General features: G+C 32.0%; 13 protein-coding genes. 1 reads left to right on the top strand and 12 read right to left on the bottom strand.

Features of this window, described 5'->3' with window-relative positions; genetic code table 11:
• Window positions 1-293 precede the first annotated feature (293 nt).
• Complete coding sequence (locus NSQ77_RS14780; RefSeq protein ID WP_339226804.1) at window positions 294-1,841, top strand: M20/M25/M40 family metallo-hydrolase; 1,548 nt, start codon at window positions 294-296, stop codon at window positions 1,839-1,841.
• A gap of 320 nt (window positions 1,842-2,161) precedes the next feature.
• Here the strand turns inward: NSQ77_RS14780 and NSQ77_RS14775 are convergent, their stop codons facing one another.
• From NSQ77_RS14775 to NSQ77_RS14720, 12 genes are all read right to left on the bottom strand, one after another.
• The gene (locus NSQ77_RS14775; protein ID WP_339226803.1) at window positions 2,162-2,869 is read right to left on the bottom strand and encodes a toxin regulator; all 708 of its coding nucleotides are present in this window, start codon (window positions 2,867-2,869) and stop codon (window positions 2,162-2,164) included.
• Window positions 2,870-3,254: 385 nt separating this feature from the next.
• Window positions 3,255-4,421 (bottom strand): nucleotide sugar dehydrogenase, encoded by a 1,167-nt coding sequence (locus tag NSQ77_RS14770; protein ID WP_339226802.1) that lies wholly within the window; start codon window positions 4,419-4,421, stop codon window positions 3,255-3,257.
• Between the two features lie 450 nt (window positions 4,422-4,871).
• Complete coding sequence (locus NSQ77_RS14765) at window positions 4,872-5,999, bottom strand: DegT/DnrJ/EryC1/StrS family aminotransferase (RefSeq protein WP_339226801.1); 1,128 nt, start codon at window positions 5,997-5,999, stop codon at window positions 4,872-4,874.
• A 216-nt stretch (window positions 6,000-6,215) separates the two neighbouring features.
• A complete protein-coding gene (locus tag NSQ77_RS14760; RefSeq protein ID WP_339226800.1) occupies window positions 6,216-6,890 on the bottom strand; it encodes a sugar transferase in 675 nt (224 codons plus the stop codon).
• On the bottom strand, window positions 6,820-7,830 hold the full coding sequence (locus NSQ77_RS14755; RefSeq protein WP_339226799.1) for a hypothetical protein: 1,011 nt from the start codon (window positions 7,828-7,830) through the stop codon (window positions 6,820-6,822). Before NSQ77_RS14755 ends, NSQ77_RS14760 begins: the two co-directional genes overlap by 71 nt.
• 43 nt (window positions 7,831-7,873) lie before the next feature.
• Window positions 7,874-9,115, bottom strand: a complete 1,242-nt coding sequence (locus tag NSQ77_RS14750) for a glycosyltransferase family 4 protein (RefSeq protein WP_339226798.1) — start codon at window positions 9,113-9,115, stop codon at window positions 7,874-7,876.
• A gap of 6 nt (window positions 9,116-9,121) precedes the next feature.
• The gene (locus NSQ77_RS14745) at window positions 9,122-9,838 is read right to left on the bottom strand and encodes an acyltransferase (RefSeq protein ID WP_339226797.1); all 717 of its coding nucleotides are present in this window, start codon (window positions 9,836-9,838) and stop codon (window positions 9,122-9,124) included.
• 15 nt (window positions 9,839-9,853) lie between these two features.
• A complete protein-coding gene (gene wecB, locus NSQ77_RS14740) occupies window positions 9,854-10,927 on the bottom strand; it encodes a UDP-N-acetylglucosamine 2-epimerase (non-hydrolyzing) (protein WP_339226796.1) in 1,074 nt (357 codons plus the stop codon).
• Between the two features lie 195 nt (window positions 10,928-11,122).
• Complete coding sequence (locus tag NSQ77_RS14735; protein WP_339226795.1) at window positions 11,123-12,241, bottom strand: glycosyltransferase family 4 protein; 1,119 nt, start codon at window positions 12,239-12,241, stop codon at window positions 11,123-11,125.
• Window positions 12,238-13,500 (bottom strand): hypothetical protein, encoded by a 1,263-nt coding sequence (locus NSQ77_RS14730; protein WP_339226794.1) that lies wholly within the window; start codon window positions 13,498-13,500, stop codon window positions 12,238-12,240. Before NSQ77_RS14730 ends, NSQ77_RS14735 begins: the two co-directional genes overlap by 4 nt.
• A 21-nt stretch (window positions 13,501-13,521) precedes the next feature.
• Window positions 13,522-14,871, bottom strand: coding sequence for a polysaccharide deacetylase family protein (locus NSQ77_RS14725; RefSeq protein ID WP_339226793.1), 1,350 nt, complete (start codon window positions 14,869-14,871; stop codon window positions 13,522-13,524).
• A gap of 323 nt (window positions 14,872-15,194) precedes the next feature.
• On the bottom strand, window positions 15,195-16,223 hold the full coding sequence (locus NSQ77_RS14720; protein WP_339226792.1) for a hypothetical protein: 1,029 nt from the start codon (window positions 16,221-16,223) through the stop codon (window positions 15,195-15,197).
• Window positions 16,224-16,229 lie beyond the last annotated feature (6 nt).

Raw genomic sequence — 16,229 nt, 5'->3', positions numbered from 1 at the left:
TTGTTTTGGGGTAAATTGAGCCAGGAGAAGGCAATTGGAATACTGATAGAGTCAAGATGAATTTCAATAAAAAGTTGATAACTGATGTAAAGTCAAAGTGCAGAATGCAGCAAACAAGGTTTATTAAAATCTACTAATATGTCAATCCCGGATTTAGTATGAAAATTCCGCCATTAATAGTTACTCCGACTTCGTTCGTTTGGTATATGGTAAAATTTTCAAATTAATAATATAATTTCATTAATTCAGATTCTTAATAGCCTAATATCCAAAAATTAAAAGGGGGATGCAAAGTGAAGCGGATCATTATTATATCTGTACTAGTATTTTTATGTCTGATAACTAACGTAGCTTGTAGCTCAAACAATGGTTCTAGTGAAGCCTCAGACCAAACAACAAGTGAAAATACAAGTACAAACCAAAAGGAAAGTAAAGAAAGTGACAATCAACAAAAGAAAGCAGATATCAAATCAGAGTCAACTGACAGCCAAACAGCAAAGCTTCTTCAGGAATTGCTTCGTTTTGATTCAACTAATCCAGGTGGACAAACAATTGGACAGGCGGAATATTTAAAAGAGCTATTTGATGAAGCTGGAGCAGAAACGGAAATTATTAAAACTCCAGAAGGCCAGGCACATTTTATCGCACGAATTAAGGGAGATGGCAGTGAAGAGCCTGTGCTACTTGCAGCCCATTCCGATGTCGTTCCCGCTGAAAAGGAAAGCTGGACAGCGGACCCATTTTCGGGAGTTATTAAGGATGGATACGTAATGGGCCGAGGCGCTATGGACTATAAGGGTGGGCAGGCAGTGTTTGCCAATGCAGTTTTAATGTTAGCAAAGAATGAGGTGCCATTAAAACGGGATGTTATATTACTTGCAGAAGCGGACGAGGAAGCTGGGGATTATGGTACAGAATGGCTAGCCCAAAACCATTGGGATAAGATTAACGCAGAATTTGCTTTAAATGAAGGAGGCTGGATTTTTCAGGATGAAGAAGGCAAGACACAGCAAGTCAACATTACAGTCCAGGATAAACTCTACGCAACGATTAAATTGAAAGCAACGGGAAAACCGACACATTCTTCAAGACCGATGCCGGAAAGTGCAATCTCAGATTTGACCAAAGCTTTGGCAAAGCTAGCGGATTATGATACGGAACCAACACTTAATCCAGTTACAGAGGAATACTTTACAACACTCTCCAAGACCGCTAAAGAACCTCTTGCCAGCCATTTAAAAACACTTGTAAATAGTGGAGATTCTAGTGAAGTCAAGAAAGCCGCCGAAGAAGTAGTGAAACTTGGTGATTATCCACTTCTCTGGAACGCATTAATGAGGAATACGATATCCACGACTATTGTAGAAGCTGGTGTAAAGGAAAATGTCATACCTGGTAAAGCGGAAGCAACGATTAATTCCCGTATTGTGCCAGGCTCATCAGTATTTGAAGTTATAGAGGAGATAGAAAGGGTTATTGATGATCCAAATGTCAAAGTTGAGCTTGGAGGAGATATGACACTAGAAGAAGCTGAAGAATATTATAAGGAAAAGGCAGAAGAAAAACCTTCCTCCACCGAAACCGAACTGTATGAGGCACTTGCATCAAGCAGCAAGGAGCAATGGCCAGATGCTGAGGTCTCACCGGCTTTGTTCGAAGCAGGAACTGATGGAGCAGCTTGGCGAAACAGAGGCGTTCCGGTATATGGGATTTATCCCTACCCACTCAACAATGACACCTTAGAACGAATGCACGGTAACGATGAAAGGATTTCCATCAAATCACTAGATGAAGGCACAGATATGATCTACAATACGCTTTTAAAGGTCGCCTCGAAATAAAGCATCACTGGTTTGTAGGCAAATGTGATTTTCAGAAGTAACGGTAAAAGCCCAATTTTTATGGTAAGAAATTGGGCTTTTTATATTTACTTATAGTGCAAAATAACCTAATGTAACCTCAATTCTTCTGTAAAGTTAACTTCTTTGTTTGTAAATTTGAGGTGATAACTCTAAACTTTTATAAATCTCCATTTTTTTACTTGATGCCAATAAATATACAACATCCCATACTTGAATTGTTTGCACCTACCTTCATATTCATAATATAAAAAAAGGAAATGACAGCATTTTGTCATTCCCCTATATTTTTTAATTTTATTTTACTGTTCCACTTTCTCAATAAGTATACTTGGAATGGTGATATTTCCACCCATTGTAGATTCGTAAGATAATAAACCACCTGATAGTCCCATGATCGTAATGTGGTCATCTTCTAAAATTCTAGATTCCAAAATACTTGAGTCAAATTCACCGTATAGAACAGTATCATAATTATCATTCACTGCAAATCGAATTTGAGTTGAATCATCACCTTCAATAACCTGTATCACTTTACCAGAGAATTTAATTTTTTCACCGATATAATCATCTGGTGTTCTAGCTAATTGATCATAAGTGATTCCTGTTTCATATCCCTTTTTAGCTTCTTCTTCAGCCTTTTTCTCAGCTTCAGCTTTTTTCTTCGCTTCCTCTTCTTCCTTTTTCTTTGCTTCCGCTTCAGCAGCCGCTTTTTCTGCTTCCTCTTTCGCCTTTTCTTCTTCTATTTTTCTTTGCTGTTCTTTCTCCGACATGTCGAACCATGGCTCAGCTTCTGCCACTTTTTCTTCTAATGTAACTATTTTAGAGTCCATCTCATCAATTGTTTTCTCATTTTCTTCTAGTTTCGTTTTTAATTCACTTAATTGCGCGTCCTTCGCAGCAATTTCTGTATCCTTCTGTTTTGCTATGCTTGTAGTACTAATAAAAAATAGGATTAATATGATAATTACAAGAACCCACAACTTTTTACTCTTCCAATTAAATTTCAATTATTGTTCTCTCCCTAATAAATTTAATAAAAATAAACATGTTTATTATAATGCATCTTTCTACTTATCAATTAGATATTTATCACCATTATTTAATACCTTTTATTTATAAATATTTATAAAAAAAGGTAATTAGAACTATATAAACTCCAAATAATTCTACATATCTTTATGATATGTAGAATATAGTATGTATTAATTTTTCCACAGTCCATTATTTGTTTTGCAACTCTATTATTTGATACGAATCTATCTGCAAATAATAGAAATCCAAAATAAGATGGTTTGAAGACGAGAGGCACTAACTTGTACTCTCTCTTCAACAAACCCCTTTATCTATTTTCAACATAATCAAAGAAAGTTACCTTCAGTACTGGAAAAAAACTTAATCCCTACTAAAAACATCTCTTGTATAAACCTTCTCTTTCACATCTTTCAACTCATCAGACAAACGGTTAGCCACAATTACATCTGATTCCTGTTTAAATGCAACAAAGTCTTTAATCACACGAGAGTTATCAAACTCTTCAGCATCAAGTACTGGTTCATAGATAACCACTTCTACTCCTTGATCCTTAATTCGATTAATAATGCCTTGAATTGCCGACTGCCTAAAGTTATCAGAACCTGTCTTCATTGTTAGACGGTAAATACCAACAACCTTTGGATTTTGTTTTGTAATCATGTCAGCAATATGATCTTTTCTCGTATCATTAGCATCAACAATTGCCTGAATGATATTGTTTGGTACATCGTCAAAGTTCGCAAGCAGCTGCTTCGTATCTTTTGGTAAGCAGTATCCACCATAGCCAAAGGATGGATTGTTATAGTGATCACCAATTCGTGGATCTAGTCCAATTCCTTCGATGATTTGCTTGCCATCTAAACCTTTTACCTCTGCATATGTATCAAGCTCATTAAAGAATGAAACACGCATTGCTAAATAGGTATTCGCAAATAATTTAATCGCTTCTGCTTCGGTAGAATCCGTGAATAATACAGGGATATCTTCCTTAATTGCACCTTCAGCCAATAAATCAGCAAATTTCTTCGCACGTTCCGATTGTTCTCCAACAATAATTCGAGATGGATACAAATTATCATATAGTGCTCTACCTTCCCTTAAAAACTCTGGAGAGAAAATGATGCTGTCAGTGTTAAATTTCTCACGTACCGACTGTGTATATCCTACTGGAATTGTTGATTTGATAATCATAACAGCATCCGGATTAACACTAATAACCGTTTCGATAACTGACTCAACCGAGCTTGTATCAAAGTAATTCTTCTCTGGGTCATAGTTTGTAGGAGTTGAAATGATAATATATTCTGCATCTTTAAATGCAGCTGTTGAATCTGTAGTAGCTGTTAAATTTAGTTCTTTTGTTTCTAAAAATGTTTGAATCTCTTCGTCTACAATTGGGGATTTCTTATTGTCGATCATGTCGACTTTTTCTTGGATGATATCTAGTGCAGTTACTTCGTTGTGTTGTGCTAGAAGTACTGCGTTGGATAGGCCGACGTAGCCGGTTCCTGCTACGGTTATTTTCATAAAAAACTCCATCTCCTTATGTCTAGTTAGCATTTGAAAAGTTTTACGATTTACTGGATTATTATCTGAAACCTTTTTGATAACTCGTACAAAATTCTTTAATAAACATTGGTTTAAATTTATAAAGAATCTAATTATGTACATCAATAAATTTCTTATTACATATAAATTCTAATACTTACCTATAGGATAACCAAAATAAAAACCTTCAATATCAAAATACCTAATATAAATCGCAAGTTCTTCTTCTGACGCATCCCAAAAACGTACCGCGATTTCTTTAAACCATTAAGGTCACTTACTATATCGTATCAATAAGATTAATATTCGTTAAAACTTGAATATCATTTATATTAATATATTAAATTAAATAAGTGCAAAGTTTGCATTCTTCATACAAACTTGCACTTATATTTCATTAATTTAATAAGTTTAAAAACCAAATAAAACTCATTTCAAGAAATCATTCACGACCTTAGATACCTCTTCAATCTCTTTTTCCTTTAAGTAAGGATGCATTGGCAAGGAAAGAACAGTATCACACAATTTATTGGTAACCTCAAAATCACTCTCGTTAAAACTCAAATTAGAAAATGCTTCTTGTTTATGCATTGGTTTTACATAGTATACCATACTTGGAATTCCTTGTTCTTTTAAATAGCTTTGCAAACTATCACGTTGCTCTTTAGATTCTAACTGTATCGTATACTGTGCGAAGCTAGAATAATAACCATTTGGAATCACTGGCTTTACTATATAATCCGCTAGTTTATTGTTATACAATTCATATACCCGATTAACATCATCTAACTCATGTTCTGTAAAGGCTCTGAGCTTAATCTTCAATATTGCTGCTTGTATTGTATCAAGTCTTGAATTTACTCCAATTCTAACATTATCATATTTATTTTCGCCTTTTCCATGAATTTTTAAAGAGTTTAATAATGCTGCTAATTCATCATCGTTCGTAAAAATGGCTCCACCATCACCAAAGCATCCTAGTGGCTTAGCTGGAAAGAAAGAGGTTGTAGCAGCGTCTCCAAAGCTACATGCCATTTTACCATCAATATTTCCTCCAAATCCTTGAGCCCCGTCTTCAAGAACTAATAGATTATACTTTTTAGCTACTTTTTCAATTTCTTGGTAGTTAGCGGGTAAACCAAAAAGATCTACAGGAATAACTACTTTGGGAGATAACTTTCCTTCTTCAATCGTTTTTTGGATAGCTTTGTCAAGTTTATTCGTATCAATATTAAAAGTGATTTCATCTACATCAACAAATACAGGTGTTGCTCCATTTAAGGAAACCACTTCGCCAGTTGAAAAGAAAGTAAAATCGGGCACGAATACAGCATCGCCTTCTTTTACATCCCAAGCCATCAACACTAAGGATAAAGCGTCTGTACCATTTCCACAAGAAATACAATGTTTGACACCTACATAAGCTGCTAGTTCTTCCTCAAGCTCTTTCACTATTGAACCACCAATAAAGCTGGCATTATTCATTACTTCTTGAACCGCTAAGTCAATTTCATCTTTATATGTAGTATATTGCGTTTTTAAATCTCTAAATTGCATATTAGACATCCTCCATGCTTTTAAATTAAATTTAACTATTTCCTTTAAATATTTTACCTTAGAACTTTGGAAAACTTTATTCTTATTATTTATACAAAAATTGCCTATACATACTTCATCATATTATTATTCTAGATCAATCTGAAATTTAGAGGTAATTAAAGTATTTTATTAAGTTTTTGTTTAATAGCTATATTATATTAAACTTTAATAAAGTTAAACTGAACCTTTACCTCTAATGACCTGTACAATCGTTATAAAAAACACTTTTAAATCCATCCATAAGCTGAAATTATCTACGTAATACAAATCATATTCGATTTTCTTTCCATGGTCCATTTCACTTCTACCATTTACCTGAGCCCAACCTGTAATACCTGGTTTAACCTCTAATCTTCTTTTTTGATGTTTATTATAACAACGAGATATTGCAATAATTTCTGGCCGTGGACCTATTATACTCATATCACCTTTTAAAACATTATAAAACTGTGGTAATTCGTCCAGACTATACTTTCTTATATAAACACCTATTTTTGTGATATTCGGATTGCTCTCCGAACTTGTTTTAAACACAAAATCATCTGGTACGCCACTTTTCCAGTTATATTCATTGTGAGAATTAGATGGAATAGGGACTTGTTTATTTTTCATTGAGCGAAACTTATACATTTCAAATACTTTATCATCTAGTCCGCTTCTTTTTTGTCTAAAAAATACTGGTCGACCATCTTCCTTTATGATTAGAATCGATAAAGCGAGAAATATTGGTGTGAGGATTAGCAATGCAATAAAACTAAGAATTATATCAAAAATTCTTTTAACAATGCTTTGTAAAGGTTTGTTGGATTTTCTGTATTCTAGTTCTGTCCGTTTCACTGAGCTGCTCACTTGATTTGATTCCTCCCCTACCATCTGCAATACCAATCACTTGATTTGGTTGTTTTATATTATCGACAATAACCGTGCCTTCGGAGCCAATATAACCTCCAGAAGCTACTTTAACACCTTGAATTTCGGCTGTACCAAATACTTTTTTAAAAAAGCTTAGAGTATAATCATGACTGGATAGCATTTGATATGGCAGTGCTATTCTTGTATCAAGTCTAGTGATGTTAATATTTTTATCTAACAACTTTTGTATGAAATCACTGGTAAAGTTATTTATTCCGCCATCAATTATAAGAGTATATTCACCAATATGTGATAGCAAGGATTCCTCTTCTTTAAATTGTCCTGATAAAAATGATACAATTACATCAACATTTTCATGTTTCTGTATTTGAGTAAACGATTGTATCGGATAATTATACTTTGGTAGAATGAGATTTAGACTATTAATTATCACTTGTTCTTTTTCAAACTTTCTTCCTTTGATATATACATGCGCTTGCCTCTCTGCAAGCCTAAGTGCAATTTTACTTGCTAGGTTACCTGTCCCTATTACTACTACTTTTTTATTAACCAAGTCATCTTTATAATAGTTGCGAATTAATAAGTCACACGATTCTAGTGTAGTATCATTTGGTTTAACATTTACTATTAGTGACTCTTTAACAATAGCTCTAGTTATTTTAAATAAGTTAATATTTTGTTTTTGTTCTACATCTATGTATATAAAATCCACTTTCCCATCAAAAAAAGAAAGAGTCTTCTTTAAATATTCTTCACTACTAATCATAAAGCAAGACATAGCCATACTAGAAACCATTCGTCTAGGAAGTATACGAAAGTCTAATGCATGTTTAGCCGTTGTACTAATAGTAATTGATTTTTTTTTATACCTATTCAAATAGTCTAATTCAACTATTAACAATTTTTCAATGTCCATTTAAAACACCCTTAAACATAATTTAATAATAAATACGTTGTAATTATTTAACTAACTTTCTTGTATCCTCCAACATGATTTGCTCTAGATTACTAGCTAATACTTCCCAATCATGGTTTTCATGAACATATTTATGTCCGTTCCCTCCCATTAGATATAAATCTTTTAAATTAACATCGCCTAAAAAGTTAACTAAGTTCCGAGTAAATTCCTTTTTAAATACTTCACCCGCTCGATATTTTTCTACTGGAGTATCATCTAAATCACACATTAATAATACAGGTAAGGATGCAGCCATATAATCGTAAAGTTTATTTGGGCTAATTCCCCATTTAAATACTGGAGACTCTTTTAATGGTAGAAGGCCAATAGTTGACTTTTTTAAAATAGTTGGTATATATTCTTTAGGCTGTGGATCAAAAAATGAAACATTATCTATTCTTTCATTTTCTTTTCGTTTTATTAAGTGTTGTTTCTGAGGACCGCCGCCAACGAAAATGAAATGGACTTGTGGGTTAGCGTTCATAATCAATTTTGCTGCGTCCAAAACTGTATCAATATTATTTGCTAAACCTAATGTTCCAGTATATGCAACAATTATTTTATCTTCTATATCACTAAGTTCTTTAGATATAAATTTCGGCAGTTCAGTAAATTTATCGAATCTAGTAAAGTCTACTCCATTTGGTAAATACACTACTTTGCTTTTATTAATTCCTTTACTTTCAACATAATTTATTGCTTTATCAAAGAGTAAAATAATACGTTGTGATCTTTTATACAAATATTTTTCTAACCAACTTAGGACAATGATTGCTGGGTTTTTAGGGGACATCTTTCCTAAATCAATTAATGATTGTGGCCATAGGTCTCTTTCCTCAAAATAAAATAAAGCTTTTTTTCTTTTCGCTATTAAGTAACCAACATAAGCGGCAAGTGGATGAGCAAGTGATCCTATAACTATATCAGGATTACCCTTACTCTTGTTACCAAATAAATATGCTTTTAGCGTATAATTGAGCATATTTATGACCCTGCGCCAATTATTTTTCCTATAAGGAAAAGTCTTTAACCAAACAAACTTAACCCCCTCATACTCTTTTTCAATGTATTTTTCTGGGGAGTCCTTTAAATGCTCCTCTTCTAATGCCTGATGATTAAAAGAGGAAGCAAAAATTGTTACATTATGTCCTTTTTTAACTAAATACTTAGCTAGATCAAAATGTCTTGTAATACCATTAGAATTCGGACCTACTGCATAATGATTATATATCCATATATTCACATAAATCTACCTTTCTTGATTGCGCAGCAACTGATTGTCATCAACATCTTTAAATTTCTTCGCAGGTGAACCTAAAACAAGTTCTTCAATTTCTACATTTCTAGTTACAACACTTGCAGCTCCAACAGTACCATCTTCTTCAATAATTTTTCCAGGTAAGATTGTTGCGTTTGCTCCAACTCTTCCCCCTGTTTTAATAGTAACACCTTTAAATTTGCTAAATCGTTCCTTGCTTCTTCCCATGTAATTATCATTAGTGGTTACCGCACAAGGTGCGACGAACACATAATCGCCAAGTTCTGAATAAGCAGTAATATAACAGTTCGTTTCTAATTTACACCTTTTACCTACATTACAATCATTTTCAATTGCGACTCCTCGCCCAATAATTGTATATTCACCTATACTTACACGCTCTCTTACAGTTGCAATATCAGCAATAAATACATTATCTTTAATATGACAATTAGCATAAATTACTGAAGAAGTTCCTATAGTAACTTCAGATCCAATTTGAGCTGCGGGCAGTTGATTAGTTTCGGGTAGAATTGAGGCTTTTGCCCTGGTTGGCTGTTTTCCAATCACTGCATTATCTTGTATGATTACATTGTCACCTATTACAGTTCCCGCATAAATAATAACATTATGACCTACCACAACATTTTCGCCAAAGATTACGCCTTCTTCAATAATTACGTTTTTTCCTATTTGAGGGCTATTCATTCTTATCCTCCTAGCTCATTCCTGAAAATAGTTTTTTATAATTTGAACTATCTTTTCGCTTGCTTTTCCATCGCCATAAAGGTTTTCTTCATAGTTCTTTTTCTCAAAGGAATTAATTAAATCTACTAGATTATCATTTAGTGGATTTACTAATTGATTCCACCCAATTTTTACAGTCTCTAACCACTCTGTTTCATCTCGTAATGTAAAACAAGGGACTTTCGCAAAATAAGCTTCTTTCTGTACCCCTCCAGAGTCAGTTACTATTGCAGAAGCATGTTTCTCTAACAAAAGCATTTCTAAGTAGGATACAGGTTCAGATAAAATTATATTTGATGCACATTCTAGCTTAGCTAACAAACTATATTCATTTAACTTATTTTTTGTCCTAGGATGTAAAGGTAAGAATACTTTATAATCAAGTGATAAAAACGCATTTATAATAGCAGTCATTCGTTCCACATCATCCGTATTTTCAGCGCGATGAATTGTACCTAAAATGTATTCTTTGGATGACAATTGAAAATCACTCAATGAATGATTTTCTTCGGCTATGTCCATGTTATATAAAACAGCGTCATACATTACATCACCTATTTGATGAACTCCTTTTGTAATGTTTTCCACTTTTAGATTTTCAACAGCAAGATTCGTTGGAGCAAATAATAGTTCAGATACATGGTCTGTCATAACACGATTTATTTCTTCTGGCATTTTCTTATTGTAACTTCTAAGCCCTGCCTCAATATGCATGATAGGAATATGTAACTTACAAGCTACAAGCGCTCCGGCTAAAGTAGAATTAGTATCCCCATAAACAACAATAGCATCGGGCTTCTCTTTTTCAATCACTTCTTCAATCCTAATCACCATATTACCGGTTTGCCTACCATGAGACATTGAGCCAACACCTAAATTATATTCTGGTTTTGGTATCTGAAGTTGATCAAAAAAGATACCTGCCATATTATAATCATAATGTTGTCCTGTATTTACCAACACTTCTGTAAAATACTTTCTTAATTCTCTGGATACAGCAGCAACCTTCACCAATTGGGGACGAGTTCCTGCAATTGTTAATAGCTTCATAAATACCACCCATTTTAATAAAATTTTGCCATACTTCCCGCAATATAAGCTCGATCTTCTTGATTAAGTCTGGATACATAGGTAATGATAAAATTTCCTTATTAGCTTTAACTTTCTCCGTTTTAGAGAGATTATCTTTTTTATACCTATTCATTTGTAATATTTTGGTAGGTCTAGCATCTCTACTGTTCCTCCTCATTCCTCCATGTTCCCTTTGTAAACTAATGAACTATATACTTTTATTAATTTTTTACTCTCTGTTTCCCAATTATACTTTCTTTCCACAGCGTTTCTACCATTTTCCCCCATTTTTTCCGCTTCATCTGGATTGTCTAGGACCCATTGAATTGCTGTAGCAATTTCGTCAACATTAAAGGGATCTACACAGATGCCGCAATTGTTACCTTCTATAATTTCTTTCCATAAAGGGAAATTTGATGCTATAACCGGAATGCCAGCTGACATATATTCAAACATTTTAATAGGTAAAGAATCAATAAAATTAAGCCTTGGCTCTAAAACTACTAAACCAGCTTTTGACGTAGCAAGTATACTTTTTATCTGGTTTCTATCTAAAAAACCTAAATAATTTACCTTTGCTTGCCATACACTATGACTTTTTAATTTGTATTCTTCTTCACTATTTATTATTTTACCAGCAAGGTTTAGCGCTCCTGAAGTTTTATTTATTGCATTAAGCATAGTTATGCTTCCTCGTTCTTCCGTAATACCACCAATATAGACTACAGTATTTTCCTTCTTCATCTGGTTTCTACTACTAATTAACTCTTCTTGAATTGGATAATTACTCACATTTACAACTAAATTATTATTTTTTTTAAATCTTTGTTCTATATGTGGGGTCGCCGCTATTATAGCGTCGAATTTTTTTACCATACTATCTTCATATTTTTCAAATAAAAAAGAGATAATCTTTCTTAACGGGCCTGGTATCCAATGTTTATTCAATATTTGTCTTGGAACATCTTCATGGATGTCGTAAATTATTCTTTTTCCACGTTTCTTTAACTCGATTCCTACTGGAATTAATTCGGGATCATGAAAGTGATAAATATCCGAATCTATTTCCATTGCCTTTTCAACTATAAGTTTTGTAGACTTAAAAAATCGTTCAATACGATTTTTATAAATTAAATTTAAACTATAAACATTAACGTTATTGTAAACTCCCTCAATAGCTTGCGGAGCAACTAGAGATACTTCATAATCATGTTTCGCTATGGTAGTACACTCTTTAAGAAAGATTCTTGTATCATTATACTTATGTACAGATGTTAAATGAGTAACTTTCATTCCTGATCTCCCTTTTCTAGTAACTTCTTTTCTAAGATACTGTATAAATAAGTAATAACAATTCCTAATAAAATTCCCCCTGTTAACAATGATGTGAAAAACGCCCCTGATCTAAGGGCATACATGGGAATAAGTAATGCAGCAACTTTAAGAACTAACGGTGTTTTTATAGAGTCAATAATTAGTAACAAGAATCCAAATAATAATGAAAATACTATCATTCCAAGAAAACCAAAATTCATGTAAGCATCTGCTAAATATCCAGTATTAACCCAACCCTCAGGGTTATGATAATAAGCTTCTCCAATAAGATTAGGTGGGAGTAATGAATAGGGGTATGTGTACAGCCCTTCAAAAATAGAATGTGATAACTTAACAAATTCATTATGGGAGAAAAAGTCAAAATAGTAATAATAATTTTGAGCAGTCAGAAAAAAAGTACGCCTAATAAAAAGTGTGGCTCCTGTATTCATTCCATAAACAGCTAGTATTAAAGATATAATAATTACTAGCAATATAGAAGTACTTAATTTTAGGTATACTCGCCCCTTACGTTGAAAATAGATAAAACTAATTATTATTAAGGGGGAAAATAAAAATGATTTATGACCCGTATATAGATATAATAGAATCTGTAAAAATAGAAAAAAGATACTCCATCTAATTTCTTTCTTATATAAAAACATCCCTATTAGAAATGGATTAATAACTTTACCTAGCCAGGGAACTAAGTAGCCCATTAAAGGTAACCCATAGTTAACACTTTTCCTAACGTCATAAACATCAAATAGATTAATTGCTGTTAAAGAAGGTAGACCATTAAAAACTAACAAATTAACAAATACAATTAATATTAGGAATCCTAATAACATATATATGTAACGGATATTAATATTGATTGACCAAATTGAAATCAATGGTAACCTTACAATTAAACTTGTTAACGCAAATGAGAATACAAAAAACAACAAAAAGAGAGTGCTCTCTCCTTTTAGTCCGTATAAACTTAAAGTTGGGATTATCATAACAATTAATAAAATTTTTAAAAGAATACTTGAAAAGTTTTTCTCTGTACTCCTTAAAGTATAAAATAAAAAAATAAGAAGAAAGTTTGACAAAACCCATTTCGAAACACTAATATCTAAATAAAATCCCATATATTGATATTTAGGGTACACATAAAAAATATAAGATATTTCAAGGGATGCTTTAATTAATAATAATATTGTAATCTCTTTTAAAGGTGTTAACTTTAACATACTGTAACTCCAATACAATAATCATATTTTTTTATAATTTTTTAAAATATTATAGTAGACCTGCTTATAATCTTCCCAACCATTGATATGATAACTAGAATTATGCCATAAATACACAAAATCACCATCATACCTTTTTACTGTTTTAATCAATTCACTAGTTTGCAAATAAACCTCTTTAGGAGTCAATTTGTTATAATTTATTAGGGTTCCTTCCATTACTATTAAAGGACGTTCTTTAATATTTAATTCTTTTTTATTCAAAAAGTCAAAAACAGGAAATTCATAGCAAACGCCACATCTAAAACCTGAATAATCTGCATAACCAAGTGTAGAATCAACTTTCATTTTGTTATCTTCCCATATATTTAAAGTTTCTGGCATAGCAATACGTAAATAATGTTGTCTTCCTTCAATAATGGAATTGCTATAGATACTTTCAAGTAGCCTTTTTTCATTAGACCACATTTCTACTGATGTATATGTATTATAACTTGGATGAATACCTATTATATGGCCTCTCTCGTTAATACTTTCTATGAGATTTACAAACATCTTGTTATCAATATTATATTTCTCATCAAATTTACTATTTCCACCTGTCATGAAATAAAACCTAGACTGAATATCTTGACTTTCGGATATGCTCATTATCTCCTCAAATGTATCGTATGGATCCTTTTTCTTTCCAGTCTTAGTTAATAGGTAATCAGTAATTTTTATTGGAATTTGCTTGAATTCCTTTTTCTTTAAGCTACTAGCTAAGCTTCTTAATAATGAATAAGGCCCTTTCCAATATCGTAAATGATCTATATCATGTGTCGGTATAAATCGAAATGCTCTTTCTTTTCTTTCTTGCTCTATTCCCAATGATTCCAAAATATTCCAAAGCATTTCTACATATTCATTTACTATAGGTCTATCTAGAAAGTTATTTTTATATGCAACACTAGATTTTGCTGAGAAACGGTTATGAAAATCACGTCTTCTATTGACGTATTCCTCCCATCTAGATAGCATAAAATATGAAGATGCAAAAATATCAATACCGCATATAACCTCTTCCTCAGTTACTTCAAATTTATCTGTACCAAAGATAACCGGAATATCTTTTTCAATGATAAATGGATTAACTGCTCTCAGTACTTCTTCAGGAATTTGGTTCTCATTTAAATAACTTTCTCCCTTAGATAAAGTTGAAAAAAAAGCATCCTTTATAATTAAAAGTTTTCCATTCTCTAATTTCAAAGTATAATCCTGATGATCCACATAAAAAATTTTCATTTTTAAACCTAAAAACTCTTCTAGTAACACTTTAATAATATAATTTCTTTCTTCTTTATACGAGTTAGGTATCGAAATTTCTAGCATACTAAAACCTCTATCTTCATTTTTTTAAAATCAAAAAGCCTCTTCTAAATTAAAGTATTTCAAATTTAGGTTCTCATTATTAGTATTAGCAAAGTTTGACATTTTGCAAAGATACTTTTTGTTTTACAAATAAAGTGTTTTATGAGTTTTTCACTTGAAGAGAATGGCCATCATAGACAAATCATTCTTAGCATTTACTAGGATATGCCACTCATCAGCAAAAAACAAGAACCAGTAAACAGAATACCACTCACTCAAGATTTAAAGTTATAAACACTAATTTAGGGAGTTTGTTTATTTTAGAAGATTATAATGTTACTTCTTCAAAATATTTTCTTTAATAATAAATTGAAGTAAAATTTCAGTGTTCTAACTCTGCTTGGATAAAACACCTTTGCACCTTCAAGTTGTCGGAATTTCTTTAGTGAGTCTAGTTTTAAATTCAAATAGCATCTCATATAGTGTATATTATCTATCCAAACTATCTTTTTAAATAAGGGTATACCGTTTTCTACCCAATCCTTAGGTTGATCAATACTTAGATATCTTCTTATAATTGCATTGTCATAATAGTCTACAAAAATTCCATGTTGCATCCAAAATCTTGGGTTTAATTCTAATATGTAATACTCGTTATCACTCTCTTCATAAAAGAATTCTAATTCAAATGGTCCTGTATATTCTAATGCATTTAAAAGTTTAATTGTTCTTGGAATTAGACCATTTGGATCTCTAATCGTTTCAACAACTACTCCTGTGGCAATTTTCTCTTCATTTCCTAATGTTTTTTTTGTAACTATCATAATATTCCTCTTATTGTTTTTGTGATCAAAAAAACCTGAAGTTGATATATTATTTTCTAGAGGAGATGTTAATAACTTTTGTTTAAAAAACCAGTTTTCATTCAAATTTTCTTTTTTTAATCTATTAAGACTTGAATTTAGCTTATGCTCGTTTTCACAAATAAACCCTCTTGGTAACTTTATATTATTTTTCCAAGAGTGTTTTGCTTTAAGGAAGAAAGGATAGTCTAATACTGAAGCTATATCAGAATACGGTATAGGTTTTTCACCAATTCCACATAAAAATTCAGCAAAATTATATTTATCGTCTAATAATTCCTCAGAGAAAAATCTAGGATGAAATTGATATGAATTCGATTTAACATATTTTTTTAAGCTATTCTCTTCTGTAAAAAACAATGTGCTATTCAATGGAACCTTCGAAATGCTATGTTTTACAACATTATTTTTCTTCTGTTCATGATAGACATCTAATTCTATATTTAGCTTTTTTAATCCTTTTTTTAGTGTCCATGCGTTAATAGCATTTGAAAATACTATATATTTCATTTTATA

It is taken from the genome of Oceanobacillus sp. FSL K6-2867, assembly GCF_037963145.1.
GTDB lineage: Bacteria > Bacillota > Bacilli > Bacillales > Amphibacillaceae > Oceanobacillus.
Note: the sequence above shows the minus strand (reverse complement) of the source record. Positions and strands in the feature narration are given on the sequence as shown.

What these genes read in the sequence shown, in the direction of transcription:
- NSQ77_RS14770 (WP_339226802.1), bottom strand. Translation starts at nt 4,421, where the DNA reads ATGAAAATAACCGTAGCAGGAACCGGCTACGTCGGCCTATCCAACGCA.
- NSQ77_RS14765 (WP_339226801.1), bottom strand. Translation starts at nt 5,999, where the DNA reads ATGCAATTTAGAGATTTAAAAACGCAATATACTACATATAAAGATGAA.
- NSQ77_RS14755 (WP_339226799.1), bottom strand. Translation starts at nt 7,830, where the DNA reads ATGGACATTGAAAAATTGTTAATAGTTGAATTAGACTATTTGAATAGG.
- NSQ77_RS14745 (WP_339226797.1), bottom strand. Translation starts at nt 9,838, where the DNA reads ATGAATAGCCCTCAAATAGGAAAAAACGTAATTATTGAAGAAGGCGTA.
- wecB (WP_339226796.1), bottom strand. Translation starts at nt 10,927, where the DNA reads ATGAAGCTATTAACAATTGCAGGAACTCGTCCCCAATTGGTGAAGGTT.
- NSQ77_RS14735 (WP_339226795.1), bottom strand. Translation starts at nt 12,241, where the DNA reads ATGAAAGTTACTCATTTAACATCTGTACATAAGTATAATGATACAAGA.
- NSQ77_RS14730 (WP_339226794.1), bottom strand. Translation starts at nt 13,500, where the DNA reads ATGTTAAAGTTAACACCTTTAAAAGAGATTACAATATTATTATTAATT.
- NSQ77_RS14725 (WP_339226793.1), bottom strand. Translation starts at nt 14,871, where the DNA reads ATGCTAGAAATTTCGATACCTAACTCGTATAAAGAAGAAAGAAATTAT.
- NSQ77_RS14720 (WP_339226792.1), bottom strand. Translation starts at nt 16,223, where the DNA reads ATGAAATATATAGTATTTTCAAATGCTATTAACGCATGGACACTAAAA.